Annotated in this window: 19 protein-coding genes and 2 tRNA genes; 10 read left to right on the forward strand and 11 right to left on the reverse strand. The window is 65.6% G+C overall.

What is annotated here, in order from left to right; genetic code table 11:
* The first annotated feature begins 33 nt into the window (after positions 1-33).
* The 4 genes from gyrA (at position 34) to MAB_RS00260 (ending at position 3829) form a co-directional block, all read left to right on the forward strand.
* Positions 34-2553, forward strand: a complete 2520-nt coding sequence (gene gyrA, locus MAB_RS00245) for a DNA gyrase subunit A (protein WP_005064494.1) — start codon at positions 34-36, stop codon at positions 2551-2553.
* Between the two features lie 10 nt (positions 2554-2563).
* Positions 2564-3505, forward strand: a complete 942-nt coding sequence (locus MAB_RS00250; RefSeq protein ID WP_005098607.1) for a DUF3566 domain-containing protein — start codon at positions 2564-2566, stop codon at positions 3503-3505.
* A 48-nt stretch (positions 3506-3553) separates the two neighbouring features.
* Positions 3554-3630: transfer RNA gene (locus tag MAB_RS00255), tRNA-Ile, on the forward strand.
* Positions 3631-3756: 126 nt separating this feature from the next.
* Positions 3757-3829 (forward strand) — tRNA-Ala (locus tag MAB_RS00260).
* Here the strand turns inward: MAB_RS00260 and MAB_RS00265 are convergent.
* Positions 3803-5074, reverse strand: a complete 1272-nt coding sequence (locus MAB_RS00265) for an MFS transporter (RefSeq protein ID WP_012296261.1) — start codon at positions 5072-5074, stop codon at positions 3803-3805. The two genes, MAB_RS00260 and MAB_RS00265, sit on opposite strands and share 27 nt — an antisense overlap.
* Positions 5075-5145: 71 nt before the next feature.
* Here MAB_RS00265 and MAB_RS00270 point away from each other — a divergent pair, with 71 nt between their 5' ends.
* Positions 5146-6063, forward strand: a complete 918-nt coding sequence (locus tag MAB_RS00270; RefSeq protein WP_005112815.1) for a LysR family transcriptional regulator — start codon at positions 5146-5148, stop codon at positions 6061-6063.
* A 20-nt stretch (positions 6064-6083) separates the two neighbouring features.
* Here MAB_RS00270 and cwsA read toward each other — a convergent pair whose 3' ends face one another.
* Positions 6084-6488, reverse strand: coding sequence for a cell wall synthesis protein CwsA (gene cwsA, locus MAB_RS00275; RefSeq protein WP_005072151.1), 405 nt, complete (start codon positions 6486-6488; stop codon positions 6084-6086).
* A 159-nt stretch (positions 6489-6647) separates the two neighbouring features.
* On the opposite strand from cwsA, the gene MAB_RS00280 reads away from it, so the two are divergent.
* Positions 6648-7184 carry a peptidylprolyl isomerase gene (locus MAB_RS00280; RefSeq protein ID WP_005116126.1) on the forward strand — a complete coding sequence of 179 codons (537 nt, stop codon included), beginning with the start codon at positions 6648-6650 and terminating at the stop codon, positions 7182-7184.
* A 126-nt stretch (positions 7185-7310) separates the two neighbouring features.
* On the forward strand, positions 7311-8054 hold the full coding sequence (locus MAB_RS00285) for a rhomboid family intramembrane serine protease (RefSeq protein WP_005112817.1): 744 nt from the start codon (positions 7311-7313) through the stop codon (positions 8052-8054).
* A 56-nt stretch (positions 8055-8110) separates the two neighbouring features.
* Here the strand turns inward: MAB_RS00285 and MAB_RS00290 are convergent, their stop codons facing one another.
* The 3 genes from MAB_RS00290 to crgA form a co-directional block, all read right to left on the reverse strand.
* The gene (locus MAB_RS00290) at positions 8111-9010 is read right to left on the reverse strand and encodes a class I SAM-dependent methyltransferase (RefSeq protein WP_005082857.1); all 900 of its coding nucleotides are present in this window, start codon (positions 9008-9010) and stop codon (positions 8111-8113) included.
* Positions 9011-9068: 58 nt separating this feature from the next.
* Positions 9069-9494, reverse strand: a complete 426-nt coding sequence (locus MAB_RS00295) for a PH domain-containing protein (RefSeq protein WP_005112818.1) — start codon at positions 9492-9494, stop codon at positions 9069-9071.
* A gap of 154 nt (positions 9495-9648) precedes the next feature.
* Complete coding sequence (gene crgA, locus MAB_RS00300) at positions 9649-9912, reverse strand: cell division protein CrgA (protein ID WP_005082859.1); 264 nt, start codon at positions 9910-9912, stop codon at positions 9649-9651.
* Between the two features lie 119 nt (positions 9913-10031).
* On the opposite strand from crgA, the gene MAB_RS00305 reads away from it, so the two are divergent.
* Genes MAB_RS00305 through MAB_RS00315 form a run of 3 tightly spaced genes read left to right on the forward strand, consistent with a single transcriptional unit; the run spans position 10032 to position 11692 of the window.
* Complete coding sequence (locus MAB_RS00305) at positions 10032-10229, forward strand: hypothetical protein (protein ID WP_012296263.1); 198 nt, start codon at positions 10032-10034, stop codon at positions 10227-10229.
* A 14-nt stretch (positions 10230-10243) separates the two neighbouring features.
* Complete coding sequence (locus MAB_RS00310) at positions 10244-10960, forward strand: DUF881 domain-containing protein (protein WP_005064465.1); 717 nt, start codon at positions 10244-10246, stop codon at positions 10958-10960.
* Positions 10961-11017: 57 nt separating this feature from the next.
* On the forward strand, positions 11018-11692 hold the full coding sequence (locus MAB_RS00315; RefSeq protein WP_005064460.1) for an aminodeoxychorismate/anthranilate synthase component II: 675 nt from the start codon (positions 11018-11020) through the stop codon (positions 11690-11692).
* Between the two features lie 6 nt (positions 11693-11698).
* Here the strand turns inward: MAB_RS00315 and pknB are convergent, their stop codons facing one another.
* Genes pknB through MAB_RS00345 form a run of 6 tightly spaced genes read right to left on the reverse strand, consistent with a single transcriptional unit; the run spans position 11699 to position 19775 of the window.
* Entirely contained in the window at positions 11699-13585 is a 1887-nt protein-coding gene (pknB, locus tag MAB_RS00320; RefSeq protein ID WP_005112820.1) for a Stk1 family PASTA domain-containing Ser/Thr kinase, read from the reverse strand.
* Positions 13585-14847: a serine/threonine-protein kinase gene (locus tag MAB_RS00325; protein WP_005064448.1), complete on the reverse strand. Its 1263-nt coding sequence runs from the start codon at positions 14845-14847 to the stop codon at positions 13585-13587. Before MAB_RS00325 ends, pknB begins: the two co-directional genes overlap by 1 nt.
* Positions 14844-16358 (reverse strand): D,D-transpeptidase PbpA, encoded by a 1515-nt coding sequence (gene pbpA, locus MAB_RS00330; RefSeq protein WP_005082861.1) that lies wholly within the window; start codon positions 16356-16358, stop codon positions 14844-14846. The genes MAB_RS00325 and pbpA overlap by 4 nt, the downstream gene beginning before the upstream one ends.
* Entirely contained in the window at positions 16355-17812 is a 1458-nt protein-coding gene (locus MAB_RS00335) for an FtsW/RodA/SpoVE family cell cycle protein (RefSeq protein ID WP_005087681.1), read from the reverse strand. Before MAB_RS00335 ends, pbpA begins: the two co-directional genes overlap by 4 nt.
* Entirely contained in the window at positions 17809-19314 is a 1506-nt protein-coding gene (locus MAB_RS00340; RefSeq protein ID WP_005082863.1) for a PP2C family protein-serine/threonine phosphatase, read from the reverse strand. The genes MAB_RS00335 and MAB_RS00340 overlap by 4 nt, the downstream gene beginning before the upstream one ends.
* On the reverse strand, positions 19311-19775 hold the full coding sequence (locus MAB_RS00345; RefSeq protein WP_005064443.1) for an FHA domain-containing protein FhaB/FipA: 465 nt from the start codon (positions 19773-19775) through the stop codon (positions 19311-19313). Before MAB_RS00345 ends, MAB_RS00340 begins: the two co-directional genes overlap by 4 nt.
* Positions 19776-19897: the final 122 nt, after the last annotated feature.

The raw sequence follows: 19897 nt of genomic DNA on the forward strand, positions 1-19897 counted from the left end.
GCTTTCTCCGGGCGGAGCATGAACGAGGAGCACATGACTGACACAACGCTGCCCCCCGGCGGTGATGACGCCGTCGACCGCATCGAACCGGTAGACATCCAGCAGGAGATGCAGCGCAGCTACATCGATTACGCCATGAGTGTGATCGTGGGCCGCGCCCTCCCCGAGGTCCGCGATGGCCTCAAGCCAGTGCACCGCCGCGTCCTGTACGCGATGTATGACTCCGGCTTCCGCCCCGACCGCAGCCATGCCAAGTCGGCGCGCTCGGTTGCCGAGACCATGGGTAACTATCACCCCCACGGTGACGCGTCCATCTACGACACCCTCGTGCGTATGGCCCAGCCTTGGTCGCTGCGCTACCCGCTGGTGGACGGACAGGGCAACTTCGGCTCACCGGGTAACGACCCGGCGGCCGCCATGCGTTACACCGAGGCTCGGCTCACGCCGCTGGCCATGGAGATGTTGCGTGAAATCGATGAGGAAACAGTCGATTTCATTCCGAACTACGACGGCCGCGTCATGGAGCCGACGGTGTTGCCGAGCCGGTTTCCGAACCTGCTGGCCAACGGTTCGGGCGGTATCGCCGTCGGTATGGCCACCAACATGCCGCCGCACAACCTGCGTGAGTTGGCCGAAGCCGTCTACTGGGCGTTGGACAACCACGAGGCGGACGAGGAGACCACTCTCAAGGCGGTCTGCGAAAAGATCACCGGTCCCGACTTCCCGACGTCGGGATTGATCGTTGGGACGCAGGGTATTCACGACGCCTACACCACGGGCCGTGGCTCCATCCGGATGCGGGGTGTGGCCGAGATCGAGGAAGACTCCAAGGGCAGAACGTCTTTGGTGATCACCGAGCTGCCGTACCAGGTCAACCACGACAACTTCATCACCTCCATCGCCGAGCAGGTGCGCGACGGCAAGATTGCGGGCATCTCCAACATCGAGGACCAGAGCTCCGATCGTGTCGGCCTGCGAATCGTGGTGGTACTCAAGCGCGATGCCGTGGCCAAGGTGGTGCTGAACAACCTCTACAAGCACACCCAGCTGCAGACCAGCTTTGGTGCGAACATGCTGTCGATCGTCGACGGCGTGCCGCGCACGCTGCGTCTGGACCAGTTGATCCGGCTCTACGTCAATCACCAGTTGGACGTCATCATTCGGCGCACCCGGTACCGGTTGCGCAAGGCGAACGAGCGCGCGCACATCTTGCGCGGTTTGGTCAAAGCCCTTGACGCCCTTGATGAAGTGATCGCGTTGATTCGGGCGTCGCAGACGGTGGACATCGCCCGCACGGGCCTGATCGAGTTGCTGGACGTCGATGAGATCCAGGCCCAGGCCATCCTCGACATGCAGCTGCGTCGCCTGGCGGCCCTGGAGCGGCAGAAGATCATCGACGACCTCGCCAAGATCGAGGCCGAGATCGCCGACCTCGAGGACATCCTGGCCAAGCCGGAACGTCAGCGCGCCATCGTCAAGGACGAACTCGCCGAGATCACCGAGAAGTACGGCGACGACCGCCGGACCCGCATCATCTCGGCGGACGGGGACGTCGCCGACGAGGACCTCATCGCGCGTGAGGACGTCGTCGTCACCATCACCGAAACCGGGTACGCCAAGCGCACCAAGACCGACCTGTACCGCAGCCAGAAGCGCGGTGGCAAGGGCGTGCAGGGTGCCGGCCTGAAGCAGGATGACATCGTCAAGCACTTCTTTGTGTGCTCGACGCATGACTGGATCCTGTTCTTCACCACCAAGGGCCGCGTCTATCGCGCCAAGGCGTATGACTTGCCCGAGGCTGCCCGCACCGCGCGCGGCCAGCACGTCGCCAATCTGCTGGCCTTCCAGCCGGAAGAGCGCATCGCGCAGGTCATCCAGATCAAGAGCTACGAGGACGCGCCATACCTGGTGCTCGCCACCAAGAACGGCTTGGTCAAGAAGTCCAAACTCACCGAGTTCGACTCCAACCGCAGCGGTGGCCTGGTGGCCGTCAACCTGCGTGACGGCGACGAGTTGGTGGGTGCGGTGCTGTGCTCGGCCGAGGACGATCTGCTGCTGGTCTCGGCCCATGGGCAGTCCATCCGATTCAGTGCCACCGACGAGGCGTTGCGGCCGATGGGCCGCGCCACTTCCGGTGTGCAGGGCATGCGCTTCAACGGCGAGGACGACTTGTTGTCGCTCAACGTCGTCCGTGAGGGCACCTACCTGCTGGTGGCCACTTCGGGCGGTTACTCCAAGCGCACCGCCATCGAGGAGTACCCAGTACAGGGACGTGGCGGTAAGGGTGTGCTGACGGTTCAGTACGACCCGCGCCGTGGCTCCCTGGTGGGTGCGCTCGTCGTGGACGAGGAATCCGAGCTGTACGCCATCACCTCCGGCGGAGGCGTCATCCGCACCATCGCGAAGCAGGTCCGCAAGGCCGGCCGCCAAACCAAGGGCGTGCGGCTGATGAACCTCGGCGAGGGCGACACCCTTTTGGCGATCGCGCATAATGCCGATGAGGGAGATGCTGACCCCGATGAGGATGCAGCCGGCACGACCGCAGGCGAGTAAGGAGCTGTAGGTGAGTTCACCGAACGATCCGGGGGAGTCTGGCGCAAACGAACGCCCCGTGGACCAGGCGGACTTGCCTCCCTGGCAGCGGGCGGAGCGGCGGCGTGGTTCACACGCCGCCGCTACCGGCCCGCAGCGGATTCCCGACCGCGAGCCGCGCCCCGGTGGCGCACCGACCGAGATCATCCCGATTGTGGACGACGCTTCGGCCCCTCCTACGGCGCCGACATCGGCCCCGCGCCCCAGTGGCCGTCCGTCCGCAGGACTGGATGCCCGGCTCAGCAGATTCATCTCCGGAACGGCCGCACCGGCCGGATTCACCACCCCGCCTGCGCGGGCTGAGGCGGATCCGGAGCCCGAACCGTACGACGAGGTGCCGGAGCGCCCCGAAAGATCCGAGAGGGCCGATCGGCCCGAGCCGCCCCGCGCGGGCACTCCGTGGGGCGAGTCCGGCGCGCAAGAGCCGGTGCGCGCCTCCAAGAGCGCTCTCAAGAACGAAGACCTGCCGGATCTGTCCGGGCCGGTCCCCCGTCCGCCCCGCAGAAGTGATGCGGCACAAGGCGGTTCGGCAGTTACCGTGGGCCCGTCGCGGCGGGGTCCGCTGCGTGCGGCCATGCAGATCCGGCGCATCGATCCGTGGGCGACGCTCAAGGTGTCGCTGGTGCTGTCGGTGGTGTTCTTCTTCGTCTGGATGATCGCCGTCGCCATGCTGTATCTGGTGCTCGGCGCGATGGGTGTGTGGTCGAAGCTCAACGAGAACGTGGGTGAGCTCATCACCAACAGCGGCGGCGGTGAGCTGGTGTCCAGCGGCACCATCTTCGGTACCGCGCTGCTGATCGGTTTGGTGAATATCGTCCTGATGACCGCGGCCGCGACCATTGGTGCGTTCATCTACAACTTGACCACCGATCTTGTCGGAGGCATCGAGATCACATTGGCCGATCGTGACTAACGGTTTGGGATGCAACCCATCCGTGGGGTAATCTCTGCGTTCGGCTCAGGGGCTATAGCTCAGGCGGTTAGAGCGCTTCGCTGATAACGAAGAGGTCGGAGGTTCGAGTCCTCCTAGCCCCACCACACTTGTTGGGAGGTCCACCACGTGAGAGTGCTGCTGCTGGTACTCGCTTTGTTGGGCGTGGCCTACGCGGCAGCACTCGCCGTGGCCCGCAACAACATGGAAGTGTGGCATACAGCAGCAGGTGAGGGGCCTTAGCTCAGTTGGTAGAGCGCTACCTTTGCAAGGTAGATGTCAGGAGTTCGATTCTCCTAGGCTCCACAAATTCTTGTCCTGCGAGCAGACGCTCAGTGCTCCTATTGCTTGGCTTGATTCGCGTGGCCGTAGTGCCGCAGTCAGGAGTTGGAGGAGCGCGAACCCCGCTCCGACAGTGCAAACCCCCGTCCATCCCCATCTACTGCCAGCGACCGAGACCGCAGCGGAGCCGAGCGCCCCGCCTGCGAAGTATGCGGTCATGTACGCCGAGGTGATGCGTGAACGCGCGTCGCCGGGGAGTGCGTATATCTGACTCTGGTTCGTGACGTGCATCGCCTGGACACCGAAGTCGAGTAGGAGGATCCCCAGCACAAGTGCGATGAGGTCGTCTCCTCCGAAGAGGAGTGCGGGCCACGAGACGAGCATCGTGATCGCGGCGCCCAGTGTGGTCGTCGCTGACCGCCCGCTGTCCGCGAGCTTCCCGGCGAATCGTGCACCCAGTGCGCCGGCTGCGCCGATGACGCCGAACAACCCGATCACGCCTTCGGAATAGCCGTAAGGCTCCCCAGAGAGCAGGCTTGTGAGTGCCGTCCACAAGACGCTGAATTGTGCGAAGGCGATCGCGCCGAAGAGCATGCGCGTCCGCAGTACTTTCTGTTGGTAGACGAGGTCCAGCACGGAGCCCAGCAGACGAATGTAGTTCCTGGTGGTACCGGCGGATTCCTCCGATGGCAGTCGTCGGGCAAGCGCGGCGGCAACGGCTAGCATGCTCGTCGCGGCCGTGACATAGACGGCGCGCCAGCCCGCAAGGTCGGCAATGAGTCCGGCTGCTGTTCGTGCGAGCAGGATTCCGATGAGGAGACCACTCATCACGGTTCCGACGACCCTGCCTCGTTGCTCGGCGGGCGCGAGTGTGGCAGTAAGTGCGACAAGTAGCTGGGCGACCACGGCCATCGCGCCGACAAGCGGCGAAAGCCACAGAACCCAGGTGCCGGTTGGCGCGAGTGCGGTGAGTCCGAGCACAAGAGCGGAGAGGACGCTCAGACCGACGATGAGCCGCCGACGATTGAGCATGTCGCCGAGCGGGAGAATGAGGAACAGGCTCGCCGCGAACCCGAGTTGCGTGAGTGTCACAATCAGCGGAGCGACTGTGGCTGGGATACCGAGATCGGTCCCGATCGCATCGAGCAAGGGCTGGCTGTAATAGGCGACGGCGACGGAAGTCGCGGTTGCGATGGCGAGCAGAGCGACGACGGACCGAGGCAGCGTACGTGCCGAACCGCTCGCGGGCCCCTGTGCTGAATTCTTCACGGCTTCAACTCTGCGCGTCCGCAGGCCACGGGTCGAAGACCCATCCGGAGCGAACTCGATACCTTGAAGGTATGGAGATCGAGTTGCGTTGGCTGCGTTACGTGGTGGCAGTAGCAGATCACGGTGGCATGCAGCGGGCTGCGGACGCGCTCCACATGACTCAGCCTCCGCTTAGTCGACAGATCCGTGAACTCGAGCGGCGACTAGGGACATCGCTGTTCACCCGCCGCCCGGTCTCCCTCACCGCGGCGGGTGCCGTATTCGTCGAACACGCGCGGGAGGTTCTCTCGTCTGTCGACAACCTTGTCACGGCGACGCGCAGTACCGCGACGGGAGAGGCGGGCGAACTCGCGGTCGGGTACATCCTGTCCGGGGCCTACGATACGATTCCGCGCCTGCGCGAAGCATCAACAGCCGCATACCCCGGGCTGCGGCTCGACTCCAGGGAACTCTGGCCCGCCCAGCTCGACGCAGGATTACTCGACGGTGAGCTGGACCTCGTGATCGCGCACACCATGCCTGTCCGACCGGAATTTCGTCGTGAACGACTACGCACTGACCCCTTGGTTGCCGTCACCCGACCCAAGAATCCCGCGGCGTCGGGAGCTGGCCCAGTGCGACTCGGCGAAGCCTTCGACGGGCAGACATTCGTGTTCTACGACCCAAAGTACGCACCCGAGCACTACGCCGTCCTCACCAAGGCGCTCGATGCGGGCGGCGGATCCCATGCTGTCCGCCTCGACATGACACCAGGCTTACGTAACATCGTCCTCCCCGACGACTACAGCTTTACGCTGATCCCCGAGTCCATGAAACCCTTTCTGCCCCGCACTGTCCGCGAGGTTCCGCTAGACACCAGCGCGCTTCCCGCTCTAGAGGTCGAACTCGTGTGGCATCGAGAACGCGAATCACCGGGCCTGCTGCGATTCCTTGCTATTGCTCGAGAGGTGAGTGCCGGGCGCGACTGGTTGACCGCTTCATATACCTGACCCGGTGCGGGAGTGTCGCCTTACGGTTGCGGTTGCGGATCCACGCTCGGTGCCAGCGGTGACGGCTCGGGTTGCCCAGAGCGCCGCAGCACGCTGAACGCCACAGCGCCAGCGCCCAGCAGCCCTACGACGGCAAGGCCGGTCAGTGCGCGGGGCAGCTTGCGCTTGCGGGCGCCGCTGACCACCTCAGGGAGGGTGTCGACAACGTCGGCGACGGCGTCCTGCACCTCTGATGAGACGGCCTTGCCCCGACGGAGCAGCCGGCCCGCGGCGCTGGTCGCCGATTTGGCCAGGCCGAAGCTGAGCCCGGCGGTACCGCGTGACACGTCGATCGGTGCCAGGGCCGCTTCCTTGAGCCCCCGGGCCAGACGCTGACCGGAGGTCAGCTTGACGGCGGGTTCTTCGGACTTGGTCAGCAGGCTCATCGTCAGCGGGTCCCTTCGTTGGGGTTGTTCAAGACTGGTACTTCAGATTGCCATCTTTGCGCACCGACAGCCATGCCTCGCGGGAAAAGAACCGCGTGCCGGATGGCTGTTGCGAAACATCCGCATGAATGTCTTTTCCGCGCGGATAAGGTGGTCGTCGTGACTTCACCTACTTCACCGATCCAGACAGCCACCGCAACCCTGCACACCAACCGCGGCGACGTCGTCATCGCGCTCTTCGGTAACCACGCCCCGAAGACCGTCGCCAACTTCGTCGGCCTGGCCGACGGCAGCAAGGAGTACTCCACCAAGAACGCCAAGGGCGAGGCCGCTGGCCCGTTCTACGACGGCGCCATCTTCCACCGGGTCATCGACGGATTCATGATCCAGGGCGGTGACCCCACCGGCACCGGACGCGGCGGCCCGGGATATCAGTTCGCCGACGAGTTCCACCCCGAGCTGCAGTTCGACAAGCCCTACCTGCTGGCCATGGCCAACGCCGGACCGGGCACCAACGGCTCGCAGTTCTTCATCACCGTGGGCAAGACCCCGCACCTGAACCGCCGCCACACCATCTTCGGCGAAGTGGTGGACCCCGCCTCACAGCAGGTCGTCGACTCCATCGCCTCCACCGCCGTCGATCGCGGCGACCGTCCCACCGAGGATGTCGTGATCAACTCGATCACCATCAGCTAGGTCTCGATGGCTCATCCCGGTCAGGTCCCGGTCTACGGGTGCGCTTGGCACCCGGACCGGGCCACCGCGGTGCGCTGCGTGCGGTGCGGGCGCCCCGTGTGTCCGGCCTGCATGCGGTCGGCGCCCGTGGGGCAGCAGTGTGTCGAATGCGTCCAGCAGGGCGCCAAGTCGGTGCGCCAGGTCAAGCCGCTGCAGCAGGTGCGAGCCTGGATCACCTGGGCGCTGATTGCCGTCAACGTCCTGGTGTACACGGCGACGGTGTCCGATGGCGTGGGCGGCGATGTCACGGGCAGCCAGCTATTCCGGGAGCTGGTGTTGTACCTGCCCTGGGTGGCCCAGGGTGAACTGTGGCGGACCGTCACGACGGGCTTCTTGCATCTGGGTCTGATGCATATCGCCGTCAACATGCTGTCGCTGGCCATGATCGGACCGGGCCTTGAGCGGGCGTTCGGCGGCCAGCGGTATGCGGCGATCTATGGCACCGCATTGCTCGGCAGTAGCGCCGCGGCCATGTGGCTCAGCCCAAACGCCGTGGTAGCAGGAGCATCGGGCGCCATCTATGGCCTGCTGGGTGCGGCGCTCGTGTTGTCTCTGCGCGAGCGGCTGAACCCGCAGACCATCATCATCGTGCTGCTGCTCAACATCGGCCTGAGCATCTCGCTGCCGGGCATCTCGCTGGCCGGGCACATGGGTGGGCTGCTGTTCGGCGTGCTCAGCGCGGGCGCGCTGCTGTACTACCGCGAGGTGTGCCGGGGCATAGGCATGCCCGACCTCGCGCGCAAGGCGTCGACACCGTGGGTGCTGGCGGCCGTGGTGGCCGCGCTCTCGGTCGCCCTGATCATGGCGAAGGTGCTGGCCTACGCGGGTTGAGTCACGGCAGAACAAGCCGCACCGTGCAGGCTCATAACGGGTGAGCTCGAGGCCTGTTATCGGGTAGCGGTGATGAAGTAGGCGTCGGACCACAGCGAGGTGACGTCGCTGTGCTCACTGGGGGCAGGCCTGCCATAGGCGGCGGCCTGCTCAAGCCGGTTGGCGGTGTCGACCTGCCAGCCATGCTCGCGCAGCCACTCGATGGGGTCCTGGCGCTCATCGTCGTAGATGAGGGAGCCGATGCTGATGTCCTTGATGAATTCCGGCTTGAGTTTGTTCACGGCGTCCTGCCATTGACCAGCGGTCGCTTGCCGCCTGCGCCATTCGGTGGCAAGGAAGCTGCCGGGTGCGGAGTGCGCGGTGATGTTCTCGAACAGCGCGTCCTGGGCGGCCCCGGGCAGATATGCCAGCAGACCCTCGGCGAGCCAGGCAGTGGGTTTAGTGGCGTCGAAGCCCGCCGTCCGCAGGGCCGCGATCCAGTCATCCCGAAGGTCCACGGCGACCTCGCGCCGCTCGGCCAGCGGTACCGCGTGCTCTTCGCGCAGCACGTGATCCTTGAATTCGAGGACTTTCGGCTGATCGAGCTCGTACACGACGGTGCCGTCGGGCCAGGGCAGCCGGTAGACCCGGGAATCCAGGCCGGCGGCCAGGATCACTACCTGTTGGATGCCGGAACCTGTTGCAGCCGCGAAGAATTCGTCGAAATACTTGGTACGCACGGCGAGATGGTTGACCAGGTAGACGGTGGCGGTGTCCCACTCGGACTCGGGCGTGCCCGCGGCCAGCGCCTCGGTGAGACGAGGTTCGCCGGAGGCCTCAACGAAGGCACGGGCGTACTCGTCGCGGATCAGCGGTTCGGTCCGGGTGGTCTCAAGCGCCCGGAACGAGGACACCATCAGGGCCGTGAAACCGACGCTGCTGACAATGTCCCATTGATCGCCGTCGGTCCGTGTCATGTGCCCGCCTCTTACCTAGGAGTAATTACCTAAGGCAACGATACGCGCGTTGTTGAGATCACGCCGGATAGCGCGCTGCGCGCAGTGCTTCGTGCACGTCGCGAGGATCGGTACCCAGATCCCACCGGTTCAGCACGATCAGCCTGTCCCCCGATTCGATCTCCAACAGCCGGGTGCGCCGTCCCAGACGGCGGAACTCGGTGACTTTTACCGAATCGACGGCAGTGCGCGGCAGCAACGTGTGGCGGGTCAAGCCCTGCATCTGCAGGCCGTCGTCGGCGAGACGCAGTTTCGGGCGGCAGCGCCAGGACACCGCCGCGAAGATCAGCAGACCAAGAGCCGCCAGCGCGGCCAGCAGACGTCCCGGTGCATCGGTCACAAACAACGCCGAGGCAACACCGAGGGCGATGCCGAGGAGCGCCACGGCGAGGATGCCGGCAGGTTTCGGGCCCCATTCAACGGGAGGCGGCGTCGAGTTATCCACAGGCGTTATCCACAGTGGGGATAAATCACATCGTTGTGATTGGGTGTCTGATGGGTGGACTCGATGGAAACGCGTGCCAACCAGATCGATGAGCCGCTTGCGCGAAGAGCGTTCCACAGCGCCGACGACAGCATGGGAGCAACCACGCCGCTTGTCAGCGCCACCGCATGGTCAGCAGCAGCCCGGTGATCATGAAGGCAAACGCGATGGCGTAGTTCCACGGCCCCAGGTCGAGCATCCACGTGATGTGCTGTGCCGCGAGCTGGAACACCATGAGCCAGGCCAGACCGATGAGCATGAGGGTGAGGAAGAACGCGACGAACCAGACGCTCGACGGACCGGCCTTCACCTTGACGGGGGTACGGCTAACGGTGGTCGCGTTGAACGCTGACTTCTTACGGACCTTGGACTTGGGCATCGACTACCTCGGAAGCATCTCGGATATGGCGGCACGGCGAGTGATCGTCGCGGCCGAGTAGTAATGGGTTCTTACGCAGGTTACAGCGCGGTGCTGCGACAATGCTCTGGTGACCGCCGATGAGCCGCTTGCGCGAAGAGGTTCAGGGCCCGATGAGCCGCTTGCGCGAAGAGGTTCAGGGCCCGATGAGCCGCTTGCGCGAAGAGGTTCAGGGCCCGATGAGCCGCTTGCGCGAAGAGGTTCAGGGCCCGATGAGCCGCTTGCGCGAAGAGGTTCAGGGCCCGATGAGCCGCTTGCGCGAAGAGGTGCAAGCCTGATCTGGCGGTTCGGCGTGCCTTTGGTGTGTGCCCTCGCCGGCTTTCTCCTGGCCGCGACGCACACGGTCTCGGGCGGCAGCGAGATCCGCCGCGGTGACTCCCCGTCGCCTCGTCTGGTGGACCTGGTCCGCGAGACGCAAAAGTCGGTCGACAAGCTCAGCGGTACACGCGACGGCCTGGCCAATGAGATGGCCGCCGCGCGTGAGCAGTCTGCGGGAGGCGACAGCCAGGTGGCGGCTGCGCTCGCCGAGACCGCCGAGGTGGCCGATGCTGCCGGCGTGCGGCCCGTTACCGGGCCTGGCCTTGTCGTGACGCTCACCGACGCCAAACGGGACGCATACGGCCGGTTCCCGCGGGATGCGTCGCCCGACGACCTGGTGGTGCATCAGCAGGATGTCGAGGGCGTACTGAACGCCTTGTGGAGCGCCGGCGCGGAGGCCATTCAGATGCAGGACGATCAGCGCCTGGTGGCGAGTTCGGTGCCCAGGTGCGTGGGCAACACACTGCTGCTGCACGGCCGCACCTACAGCCCGCCCTATGTGATCACGGCGATCGGCGATGCGGATGCCATGCAGGCGGCTCTTGACGCGGCCCCGCTGGTGACCTTGTATCGGCAGTACGTCGCCAGATTCGGCTTGGGCTACACGGTGACTCGCGGCCATCATCTCGAGGTCGCCGGCTACCGCGATGCGGTGGGCCCCGGGCGTGCCGTCCCGTTACAGGGCCACTGAAGCTCCCGCTGGTCAACCGGCTGGGAAACGGCTGGCGCGGGTCCGTACCCTTGACCTGTGCGCATCCTGGTCGTCGATAACTACGACAGCTTCGTGTTCAACCTGGTCCAGTATCTGGGCCAGCTCGGCGTGGACGCGACGGTGTGGCGCAACGACGACCCGCGGCTGGCAGACACCGACGCGGTGGCCGCCGATTTCGACGGTGTGCTGATCAGCCCAGGACCGGGTACACCCGAGAGCGCGGGCGCGTCGATCGCGATGGTGCATTCCTGCGCGAAGACGGGTACCCCGCTGCTGGGGGTCTGCCTAGGTCATCAGGCGATCGGGGTGGCGTTCGGCGGCACCGTCGACCGTGCACCGGAGCTGTTGCATGGCAAGACCAGCACCGTCGAGCACGAGGACGCCGGGGTGCTGCGCGGCCTGCCAAACCCGTTCACCGCCACCAGGTATCACTCACTGACCATCCTCCCGGACACGGTGCCCGAGGGTCTGCGGGTGATCGCGCGCACCGCCAGCGGAGTGATCATGGGCGTCATGCACACCGAGCATCCGATTCACGGGGTGCAGTTCCATCCCGAGTCGATCCTCACCGAAGGCGGGCACCGGATGCTCGCCAACTGGCTCACCTATTGCGGGGCACCCCTTGATGAGCCGCTGGTGCGCTCGCTGGAAGCCGAGGTGGCTGCCGCGCTGAACGGAGTGACCGGACGCGTCGCCGCGCTGGGCGGCTAGAACCGTCTAGCCCGCGCCGAAGCGCAGCTTGATCGGGCCGTTGTACCCAACCCCGGCGCCGGCGGGTGGATCCTGGAACACCACGCGGGCCCGATTGTTGCCGTCGGACGGCACATCCTCGGTGCTCAAGCCGCCGCCCTGCCACCCGGCCTGGTACAGCATGGGCTCAGCATCGGTCCAGAACTTGCCCATGATGTTCGGCATGCGGAACTGCCCGCCATTGGACACCCGGATCTCGATGACCCCGTCTTCCGGGAACATGGTGTTCGCGGGCGGATTCGTGCTCAGGATCTGCCCCTTCGATTCGGGGCTGGGCACCGGGATCACCGTGGGGGGCGCGGTAAACCCGTAGGTCGGCAGGTTCTTGATAGCGACGTCGATGTTCTGGCCGCCCAGATCGGGTACGGGCTTCTCCCCCGGGCCCTTGCCCACCACGATGGTGATGTTGTTGGTGACGGCCGAGTATTGACCGGCCGGCGGATTGGTCGCCATGACGCGGCCCTTGTCCTCAGGCAGGGACTTGGTCTCGCTCTGCGTGAAGGTGCCCTTGAAGCCGGCGGCCTGCAGTTTCTTCACGGCGTCGCCGAAGCTCAGGCCGTGGCAATCGGGCACCTGCTGATTCTCCGGCCCGATAGACACATTCACCGTCACCTCGGCCCCGGCGGACACTGTCGAGCCCTTGGCCGGGTCGGTGTCGATGACCTTCTCGGGTGCCACCTTCGAGCTGGTGTTCTTTTGGACCTTGGTCTTGAATCCCAGGTTTTGCAGCGCGGCGACGGCATCGGACTGCGACTTGCCGGTGACATCGGGAACCTGGACATCGCGTGATGGCCCGTTGCCCAAGATGATGGCGAAGGTGACGATGATGGTGAGTACCACCAGCGCCGCCAGGCCGACCAGCCAGCGGCTCAGCGGATTGCGGCGCGGCTCCTCGTACTGGCTTGGCAGCGGGCCGGTCTGTGGTCCCGAGGCGGGAAAGGCCCGCGTGTTCGCAGGTGTGCTGAGCATCGTGCTGCGTTCGGCGTCGGTCAGCACCTTGGGCGCTTCCGGCTGCTCGCCCTGGTACACCCGCATCAGGTCTGCGCGCATCTCGGCGGCGTTCTGGTAGCGGTTGTCGGGATTCTTGGAAAGCGCTTTGAGCACAACGGAATCCAGGCCAGGTGGAATCTCGGGGTTGTGCTTGGACGGGGCCACGGGATCTTCCCGCACATGCTGGTAGGCCACCGCGACGGGTGAATCGCCCACGAAAGGTGGCTCGCCGGTAACCAATTCGTAAAGGACGCAGCCCAGCGAGTAAACATCGGAGCGGGCGTCGACTGTCTCGCCGCGCGCCTGTTCCGGCGAAAGGTACTGTGCGGTACCGATAACCGCTGCGGTCTGCGTGACGCTGTTGCCGGCGTCGGAGACCGCCCGCGCGATGCCGAAGTCCATCACCTTCACCGCGCCGGTCTTGCTGATCATGATGTTGGCGGGCTTGACGTCGCGATGGATGATGCCGTGCTGGTGGCTGAAGTTGAGTGCCTGGCACGAGTCCGCGATGACTTCGATCGCCCGGCGGATCGGCATGGGGCCGTCGTCCTTGACGATGTCACGCAGGGTGATGCCGTCGACGTACTCCATCACGATGTAGGGCAACGGCCCGGTCGCGGTCTCGGCCTCGCCGGTGTCGTAGACGGCGACGATCGCGGGGTGATTCAGGGCGGCGGCGTTCTGGGCCTCCCTACGGAAACGGAGATAGAAGCTGGGGTCCCGGGCCAGATCGGCGCGCAGCACCTTGATCGCGACGTCGCGGTTCAGCCGCAGGTCGCGTGCCAGGTGGACCTCGGACATGCCGCCATAGCCGAGGATCTCCCCCAGTTCATAGCGGTCCGAGAGGTGCTGCGGAGTGGTCATTACGGTGATTTCGTCCCAGGGATCGGGTCCGGCTCGGCGTCCGGAAGCAGAGCCACGATATTAGCTGGCGCGAGCGCTCCTGGCGAAGCTGAACCTGGGCTTGAGGGTGTCTCACTACCGGAAACCGTTGCCGGGATGCTCGGTGTCTGGTTCTTCTTCTCACTCGCCTGCAACAGGATGAGCGCCGCGATGATGATGGCGAAGATGCCCAGCACGGCGGCCGCCCACATGAGGGCCTTCTGGCCCGGTGAGAAGGTGCCGCGTCGGGGCGGTGGTGGCCGGTGCGAGCCCGTCGGCTGACGGGTACGTGAGGTGGGCGGGGCCACCCGGCTCGGTGCGCCCACGGCGGGCCGTACCTGAGTGGCGGGGGGGATGGCAGCCGGCGTCGCCCGGCTGATGGTGGGCGCCTGGTTGGGTCGCGGAGGACGGCGTCCGGCACGCACCGCAGCCACGGCGTCGGCGAATGGGCCGCCGCTGGTGTACCGGTTCTGCGGGTTCTTCACGAGGGTGATCTCGATGAGCTCGCGCACGTTCGGCGGGAGATCGGCGGGCAGCGGCGACGGCGTTTCCTTGATGTGTTTCATCGCGACGGTCAGTGCACCGTCACCGGAGAACGGCCGCTTACCCGAAACCGCTTCGTAGCCAACCACTCCCAGTGAGTAGACGTCGCTGGCGGGGGTCGCGTCATGGCCCAGCGCCTGTTCGGGGGCAATGTACTGCGCGGTACCCATCACCATGCCGGTTTGCGTGACCGGGGCGGCATCGACAGCCTTGGCGATGCCGAAGTCGGTGAGTTTCACTTGGCCGGTGGGCGTGATGAGGATGTTGCCCGGTTTGACGTCGCGGTGCACCAGACCCGCCGCGTGTGCGACCTGAAGCGCACGGCCGGTCTGCTCCAGCATGTCCAGGGAGTGGCGCAGCGAGAGGCGGCCGGTGCGTTTGAGTACCGAGTTCAGCGGTTCTCCGTGAATCAGCTCCATGACCAGATAGGCCGTGCGGCCCTCGCTGTCGATATCGGTCTCGCCGTAGTCGTAGACGCTGGCGATCCCGGGATGGTTCAGCATCGCGACGGTGCGGGCCTCGGCGCGGAACCGCTCGATGAATTCGGGGTCCGAGGAGAACTCGGCCTTGAGCACCTTCACGGCCACCTTGCGGCCCAGCCGGCTGTCGGTACCCTCCCAGACCTGGCCCATACCGCCGGTCGCGATGAGTCGTTGCAACCGGTAACGGCCTGAGAGCGTTTCTCCCACACGAACGGTCATGAGGCCCCCTGTAGTGCTGCGGCAATGACCTGCCGCCCAATGGGTGCGGCGACGGAGCCGCCGGTGGCCGCCAGGGCACGGTCTCCGCCATCTTCGACGAGGACGGCGATGGCCACCTTGGGAGTGACCGCCGTGGCCTGAGGATCGGTTGTCGTGCCCTGAGCCGGCGCGAAGGCGATGTACCACGCGTGCGGCGGGGTGTTGCGCGGATCGGTGCCGTGCTCGGCGGTGCCGGTCTTGGAAGCGATCTGTACGCCGGGGAGGGCACCGGTCTGTGCGGTGCGCTGTTCTGAGGCAATCATCAGTTCGGTCAATGTGTTCGCGATAGCGGGTGTCACGGCTTGGCCGATGTCATCCGGGGTGGTGGTGGACAGATTCGAAAGGTCTGGGCCCTTAAGGCTATCGACCAGGTGCGGCTGCATCAGCACGCCCTTGTTGGCGACGGCCGCGGCAACCATCGCGTTCTGCAGCGGGGTCATGGCGACATCCTTTTGCCCGATGCTCGACATGGCGACGGCGGCGTCGTCGGACATCGGTCCGACGGTGGAGGTAGCCACTTGGAGCGGAATGGAGTCGAGCTCGCGGTCGAGACCGAACGCCTGTGCGGCTTTGACCAGCTTGTCGCGCTTGAGTTGTTCAGCGCCCAACTTGGCGAAGGCGGTGTTGCAGGAACGTGCGAACGCCTCCTTCAAGGAGGTGGTATCACCGCCGCCGCAGGAGGCCCGGTTGTAGTTCTCCAAGGTTGCGTTGCTGCCCGGCAGGAAGATCGTCGGCGACGCGGTCACCTCGGTGTTGACCGTCTTGCCGTCGGCTAGCGCGGCGGCGGTGGTGATCACCTTGAAGGTGGACCCGGGTGGGTAGGTCTGCGCGATGGCGCGGTTCAGCATCGGCTGCGCCGGGTCTTCCGTCAGCCGCTTCCAGGCAGCGTTCTCCTTCTCGGGATCCTGACTGGCGAGCAGGTTCGGGTCGTAGGAGGGAGTGGAGACCATCGCGAGAATCTTTCCGGTGGAGGGCTCCAGTGCCACCACAGCCCCGCGGCAGCCGTCCTTGCAGCCGCGGTGCATGGCGTCATAGGCGGCTTGCTGCACATCGGGCCGGATGGTGGTCACCACGCTGCCGCCACGTGGGTCCCGGCCGGTGAAGAAGTCCGCGAGCCGGCGCCCGAAGAGGCGCGGATCGGACCCGTTGAGCATGGTGTCCTCGGCGCGTTCCAGTCCGGTGCTCGAGTAATTGAGTGAATAGAACCCGGTGACCGGCGCGTACACCTCGGGGTCGGCGTACTGCCGGAGAAAGCGGAAACGGCTGTCGGTGGCCACCGAGGATGCCAGCAGCTGCCCACTCGCCGAAATCTGCCCCCGCTGGCGCGAATACTCGTCGAGCAGGATCCGCTGGTTGCGGGGATCGGCGCGTAGGCCCGGCGCCGTAAACACCTGGGTGATGGTGGCATTGGCCAGCAGCAGTACGACCAGTCCCATGACAGCCAGCGATACCCGGCGGATCGACGTGTTCATACGCGGTCGATCAGTTCCGTGCGGGCCTCCGCGAGCGGGGCGGCGGGCGATGAGGAAGCGTGTGGACTCAGTGGCCGGCGTGCGATATGTGAAATGCGCAGCAGGATGGCGAGCAGCACGTAGTTGGCGATGAGCGAGGAACCGCCGTACGACATCCACGGGGTGGTCAGACCGGTCTGTGGGATCAGCTTGGTGACGCCGCCGACCACGATGAACAGCTGCATGGCCAGCGCGGCGGACAGTCCCACCGCCAGTAGCTTGCCGAAGCTGTCGCGCACCGCGAGCGCGGTACGGAACCCGCGGATGATCACGATCGTGTACAGCATGAGCACCCCGGCCAGGCCCACCAAACCGAGTTCCTCACCCACCGCGGCGATGATGAAATCGGTTGAGGCCGCAGGCACCGTGCCCGGTTGGCCGTTGCCCAGCCCGGTGCCGAAAATGCCGCCGGTGGCGAAGCTGAACAGCGATTGGACCATCTGATAGCCGGCGCCGTCGGGATCGGTGAACGGATCCCACCAGTTCTGCACGCGCACCTGAACGTGACCGAACAAGAAGTAGGCGATCACACTGCCGGCGGCGAAGAGCGCCAAACCGATGAGCACCCAACTGATTCGGGCGGTGGCGACGTAGAGGACGATGAGAAACGACGAGTAGAAGAGCAGTGAGGCTCCGAGGTCTTTCTCGAAGACCATGACGCCCACCGAGATTCCCCAGATGGCGAGCAACGGGCCCAGGTCGCGTGGCCGCGGCAGCTCGATGCCCAGATAGTTGCGGCCGGCGGTGCGGAACAACGTGCGTTTGGTCATCAGGAATGCGGCGAAGAAGATCAGCAGGAGGATCTTGGCGGCCTCCGCGGGCTGAATCGACAAGAATGGCAACTCAATCCAGATCTTGGCACCGTATTGCTCGGACATGGATGTGGGCAGCAGGGCGGGGATGGCCAGCAGCACGCAGCCGACGATCCCGAATGTATAGCCGTAACGGGCCAGCACCCGGTGGTCCTTCAAGGTGGCCAGCACGGCAGCGAGTGCGATCAGGCCGACCGTGGTCCACAGCATCTGCTGCGTAGCGTTGTTGTCACCGACCTGATCGGCATCGCCGTCGTTGTACGAGTGCACGAGATCCAGCCGATGGATCATCACCAGGCCGAGTCCGTTGAGCAGCGCGACGCACGGCAGCAGCAGCGGATCGGCATACGGAGCCCAGCGACGGACCGCCATGTGCGCCAAGACGAAAAGCACGAGGTAGGCGAAGCCGTATCCCAGCAGATCCCAGGACAACCCACGCTCAAGGTTGGCCTCGACGAGAACTAGGGCCACCGTGGTGATGGCGGCGGCGAAGCCGAGGAGCCCCAGCTCCGCGCTACGTCGTGTTGATTGAGTGGGCGGCGCCGAAACGGCTCCGCTGCCCCTTCCACTGGGTCCTACCGCGGTTTGGGGCGCCGTCGTCATGACACGGTCCGGCAGGTAACACCCGGCTCTTGTGGCGGCGCGGGCAGCGGGGCCGGCGCGGGAGTGGATGTTGTGGTTGGCGTGGTGCTGGCGCCGGGGCCGGCCGAAGTCGTGGGAGACGGCTTCGACGGTGTGGTCGTCGGGGTGCCCGATGTCGTGGTCGGGGTCCGGCCGGCGGCGGTTGGCGCGGGCGGCGGCGGGGTCTTGGGAGCCGGCGGCGGGCATGGCGGCAGCGCGTTCTTGCTCAGCTGGCGCAGCTGCCCGATCGCTTCATCGAGAGTGCCACCAGGTAGCCCGGTTTCAACCTGCTGGCGTTCGGACGGTCGCAGGTCCGACACCTTCAGGTACTTGCAAGAAAGGTTGGACGCCGCTTCGCCGTAACTCACCAGGGACATGTCGCCGCGGCTGTCGAGGCACCCGACCAGGTCGGGCCGCTGCAGCCGGTAACCCAGCAGCGAGCCCTGCACGCCCTGCATGATCGAGACATTGCCCTCGTGTGCGCTCACGTAATAGTTGTTGAGCACCACCCGGCGTGCGATGGCCAGTCCGGCCAGCGCGATGAGCACCACGAGAACGGCGGCGATCAGCCAGCGCAGCCGCCGCTTCTTTGGCTTCGAATTCTCTGAGTCGGTTGTCTCGCTGTCGGATTCGTCCTCGGCAGGCTCCGGCTCTTTCAACGCGCGCTGAATCGCGGCGGCGCGGCCGGCAGCAGTGTTCGGCGGCGGGGTGTCGGTGTCGGCATCGGTGGACACCGCGCCCGCGACGATCGGCCGGGTCTGTCCGTAATCCAGCTCCACCACATCGGCGACGACGACGGTGACGTTGTCGGGTCCGCCGCTGCGTAGCGCCAGTTCGATGAGCCGATCGGCTGCGGCGGAGACGTCCGGAATCTCCAGCGCTTCGGCGATGGTCTCGTGGCTTACCGGATCGGACAATCCGTCCGAACAGAGCAGGTATCTATCCCCGGCGTGTGCCTCACGCATGATGAGGGTGGGTTCGACGGGTGCACCGGTCAGCGCACGCATGATGAGTGAGCGCTGCGGATGGTTGTGCGCCTGTTCCGGGGTGATGCGGCCCTCGTCGACGAGCGTCTGGACGAAGGTGTCGTCCTTGGAGATCTGCGTCAGCTCCCCGTCGCGCATCAGATAGGCGCGTGAATCACCGATGTGCACCATGCCCAGCCGTTTTCCTGCGAACAGGAAGGCTGTCAGGGTGGTGCCCATACCGTCCAGCTCGGGTTCGGCGCGCACGTGATCGGCGATCGCACCGTTTCCGGCATGCACGGCGTCGGCCAGGGCATCGAGCAGATCGCCGCCGGGCTCGTCGTCGTCGAGTGGTGCCAGCGCGGCGATGACCAGCTGAGAGGCCACCTCACCGGCGGCATGACCGCCCATTCCGTCGGCCAATGCTAAAAGACGGGCCCCGGCATAGACGGAGTCCTCGTTGTTCGACCGCACTAGTCCGCGGTCGCTACGCGCGGCGTAGCGAAGCACCAGTGTCACGAGCGCAGCTCGATCACTGTCTTACCGATCCGTACCGGCGTCCCCTGGGGAACCCGCAGCGCCGTCGTCACCTTCTCCCTATCCAGATATGTGCCGTTGGTCGATCCTAGATCCTCGACGTACCAATCCGACCCCCGCGGCGATAGCCGCGCGTGCCGCGTCGATGAGTAATCGTCGGTGAGGACCAGTGTGGAGTCGTCCGCCCGCCCGATCAAAATGGGCTGCGTACCGAGCGTGATGCGGGTGCCCGCCAGGGCACCCTCGGTTACCAGCAAGTACTGCATCTGCCGCCGGTTCGTCTTCGCGGGCCGGATGGATCGCAGGTTCAGACCGCGGTTGGCCATCAGCTGACCGGTCGGAGCGTAGATATCCGTACGCAGAATACGCAGCACCGACCAGATGAACACCCACAGCAGCAACAGGAACCCACCGCGGGTGAGCTGGAGCACCAGTCCCTGCATCCGGTTGTCGTTCCTCTCGCTGGTCCATCGCGCCTCGGCGAGGGTGTCCGGCTGACCGGACATATTCGGCAGGGCAACGATACTTGTCAGATTCACCGGTCGGGGGCCGATACATGCGGCCG

This window comes from Mycobacteroides abscessus ATCC 19977 (assembly GCF_000069185.1).
Taxonomy (GTDB): Bacteria; Actinomycetota; Actinomycetes; order Mycobacteriales; family Mycobacteriaceae; genus Mycobacterium; species Mycobacterium abscessus.

Excerpts from the sequence above, each read along its gene's own strand:
- pknB (WP_005112820.1), bottom strand. The coding sequence starts at position 13,585 with ATGACCACTCCGCAGCACCTCTCGGACCGCTATGAACTGGGGGAGATC.
- gyrA (WP_005064494.1), top strand. The coding sequence starts at position 34 with ATGACTGACACAACGCTGCCCCCCGGCGGTGATGACGCCGTCGACCGC.
- MAB_RS00270 (WP_005112815.1), top strand. The coding sequence starts at position 5,146 with ATGGAGATCGAGTTGCGTTGGCTGCGTTACGTGGTGGCAGTAGCAGAT.
- pbpA (WP_005082861.1), bottom strand. The coding sequence starts at position 16,358 with ATGAACACGTCGATCCGCCGGGTATCGCTGGCTGTCATGGGACTGGTC.
- cwsA (WP_005072151.1), bottom strand. The coding sequence starts at position 6,488 with ATGAGCCTGCTGACCAAGTCCGAAGAACCCGCCGTCAAGCTGACCTCC.
- MAB_RS00305 (WP_012296263.1), top strand. The coding sequence starts at position 10,032 with ATGAGCCGCTTGCGCGAAGAGGTTCAGGGCCCGATGAGCCGCTTGCGC.
- crgA (WP_005082859.1), bottom strand. The coding sequence starts at position 9,912 with ATGCCCAAGTCCAAGGTCCGTAAGAAGTCAGCGTTCAACGCGACCACC.
- MAB_RS00335 (WP_005087681.1), bottom strand. The coding sequence starts at position 17,812 with ATGACGACGGCGCCCCAAACCGCGGTAGGACCCAGTGGAAGGGGCAGC.
- MAB_RS00345 (WP_005064443.1), bottom strand. The coding sequence starts at position 19,775 with ATGCAGGGACTGGTGCTCCAGCTCACCCGCGGTGGGTTCCTGTTGCTG.
- MAB_RS00325 (WP_005064448.1), bottom strand. The coding sequence starts at position 14,847 with ATGACCGTTCGTGTGGGAGAAACGCTCTCAGGCCGTTACCGGTTGCAA.
- MAB_RS00290 (WP_005082857.1), bottom strand. The coding sequence starts at position 9,010 with ATGACACGGACCGACGGCGATCAATGGGACATTGTCAGCAGCGTCGGT.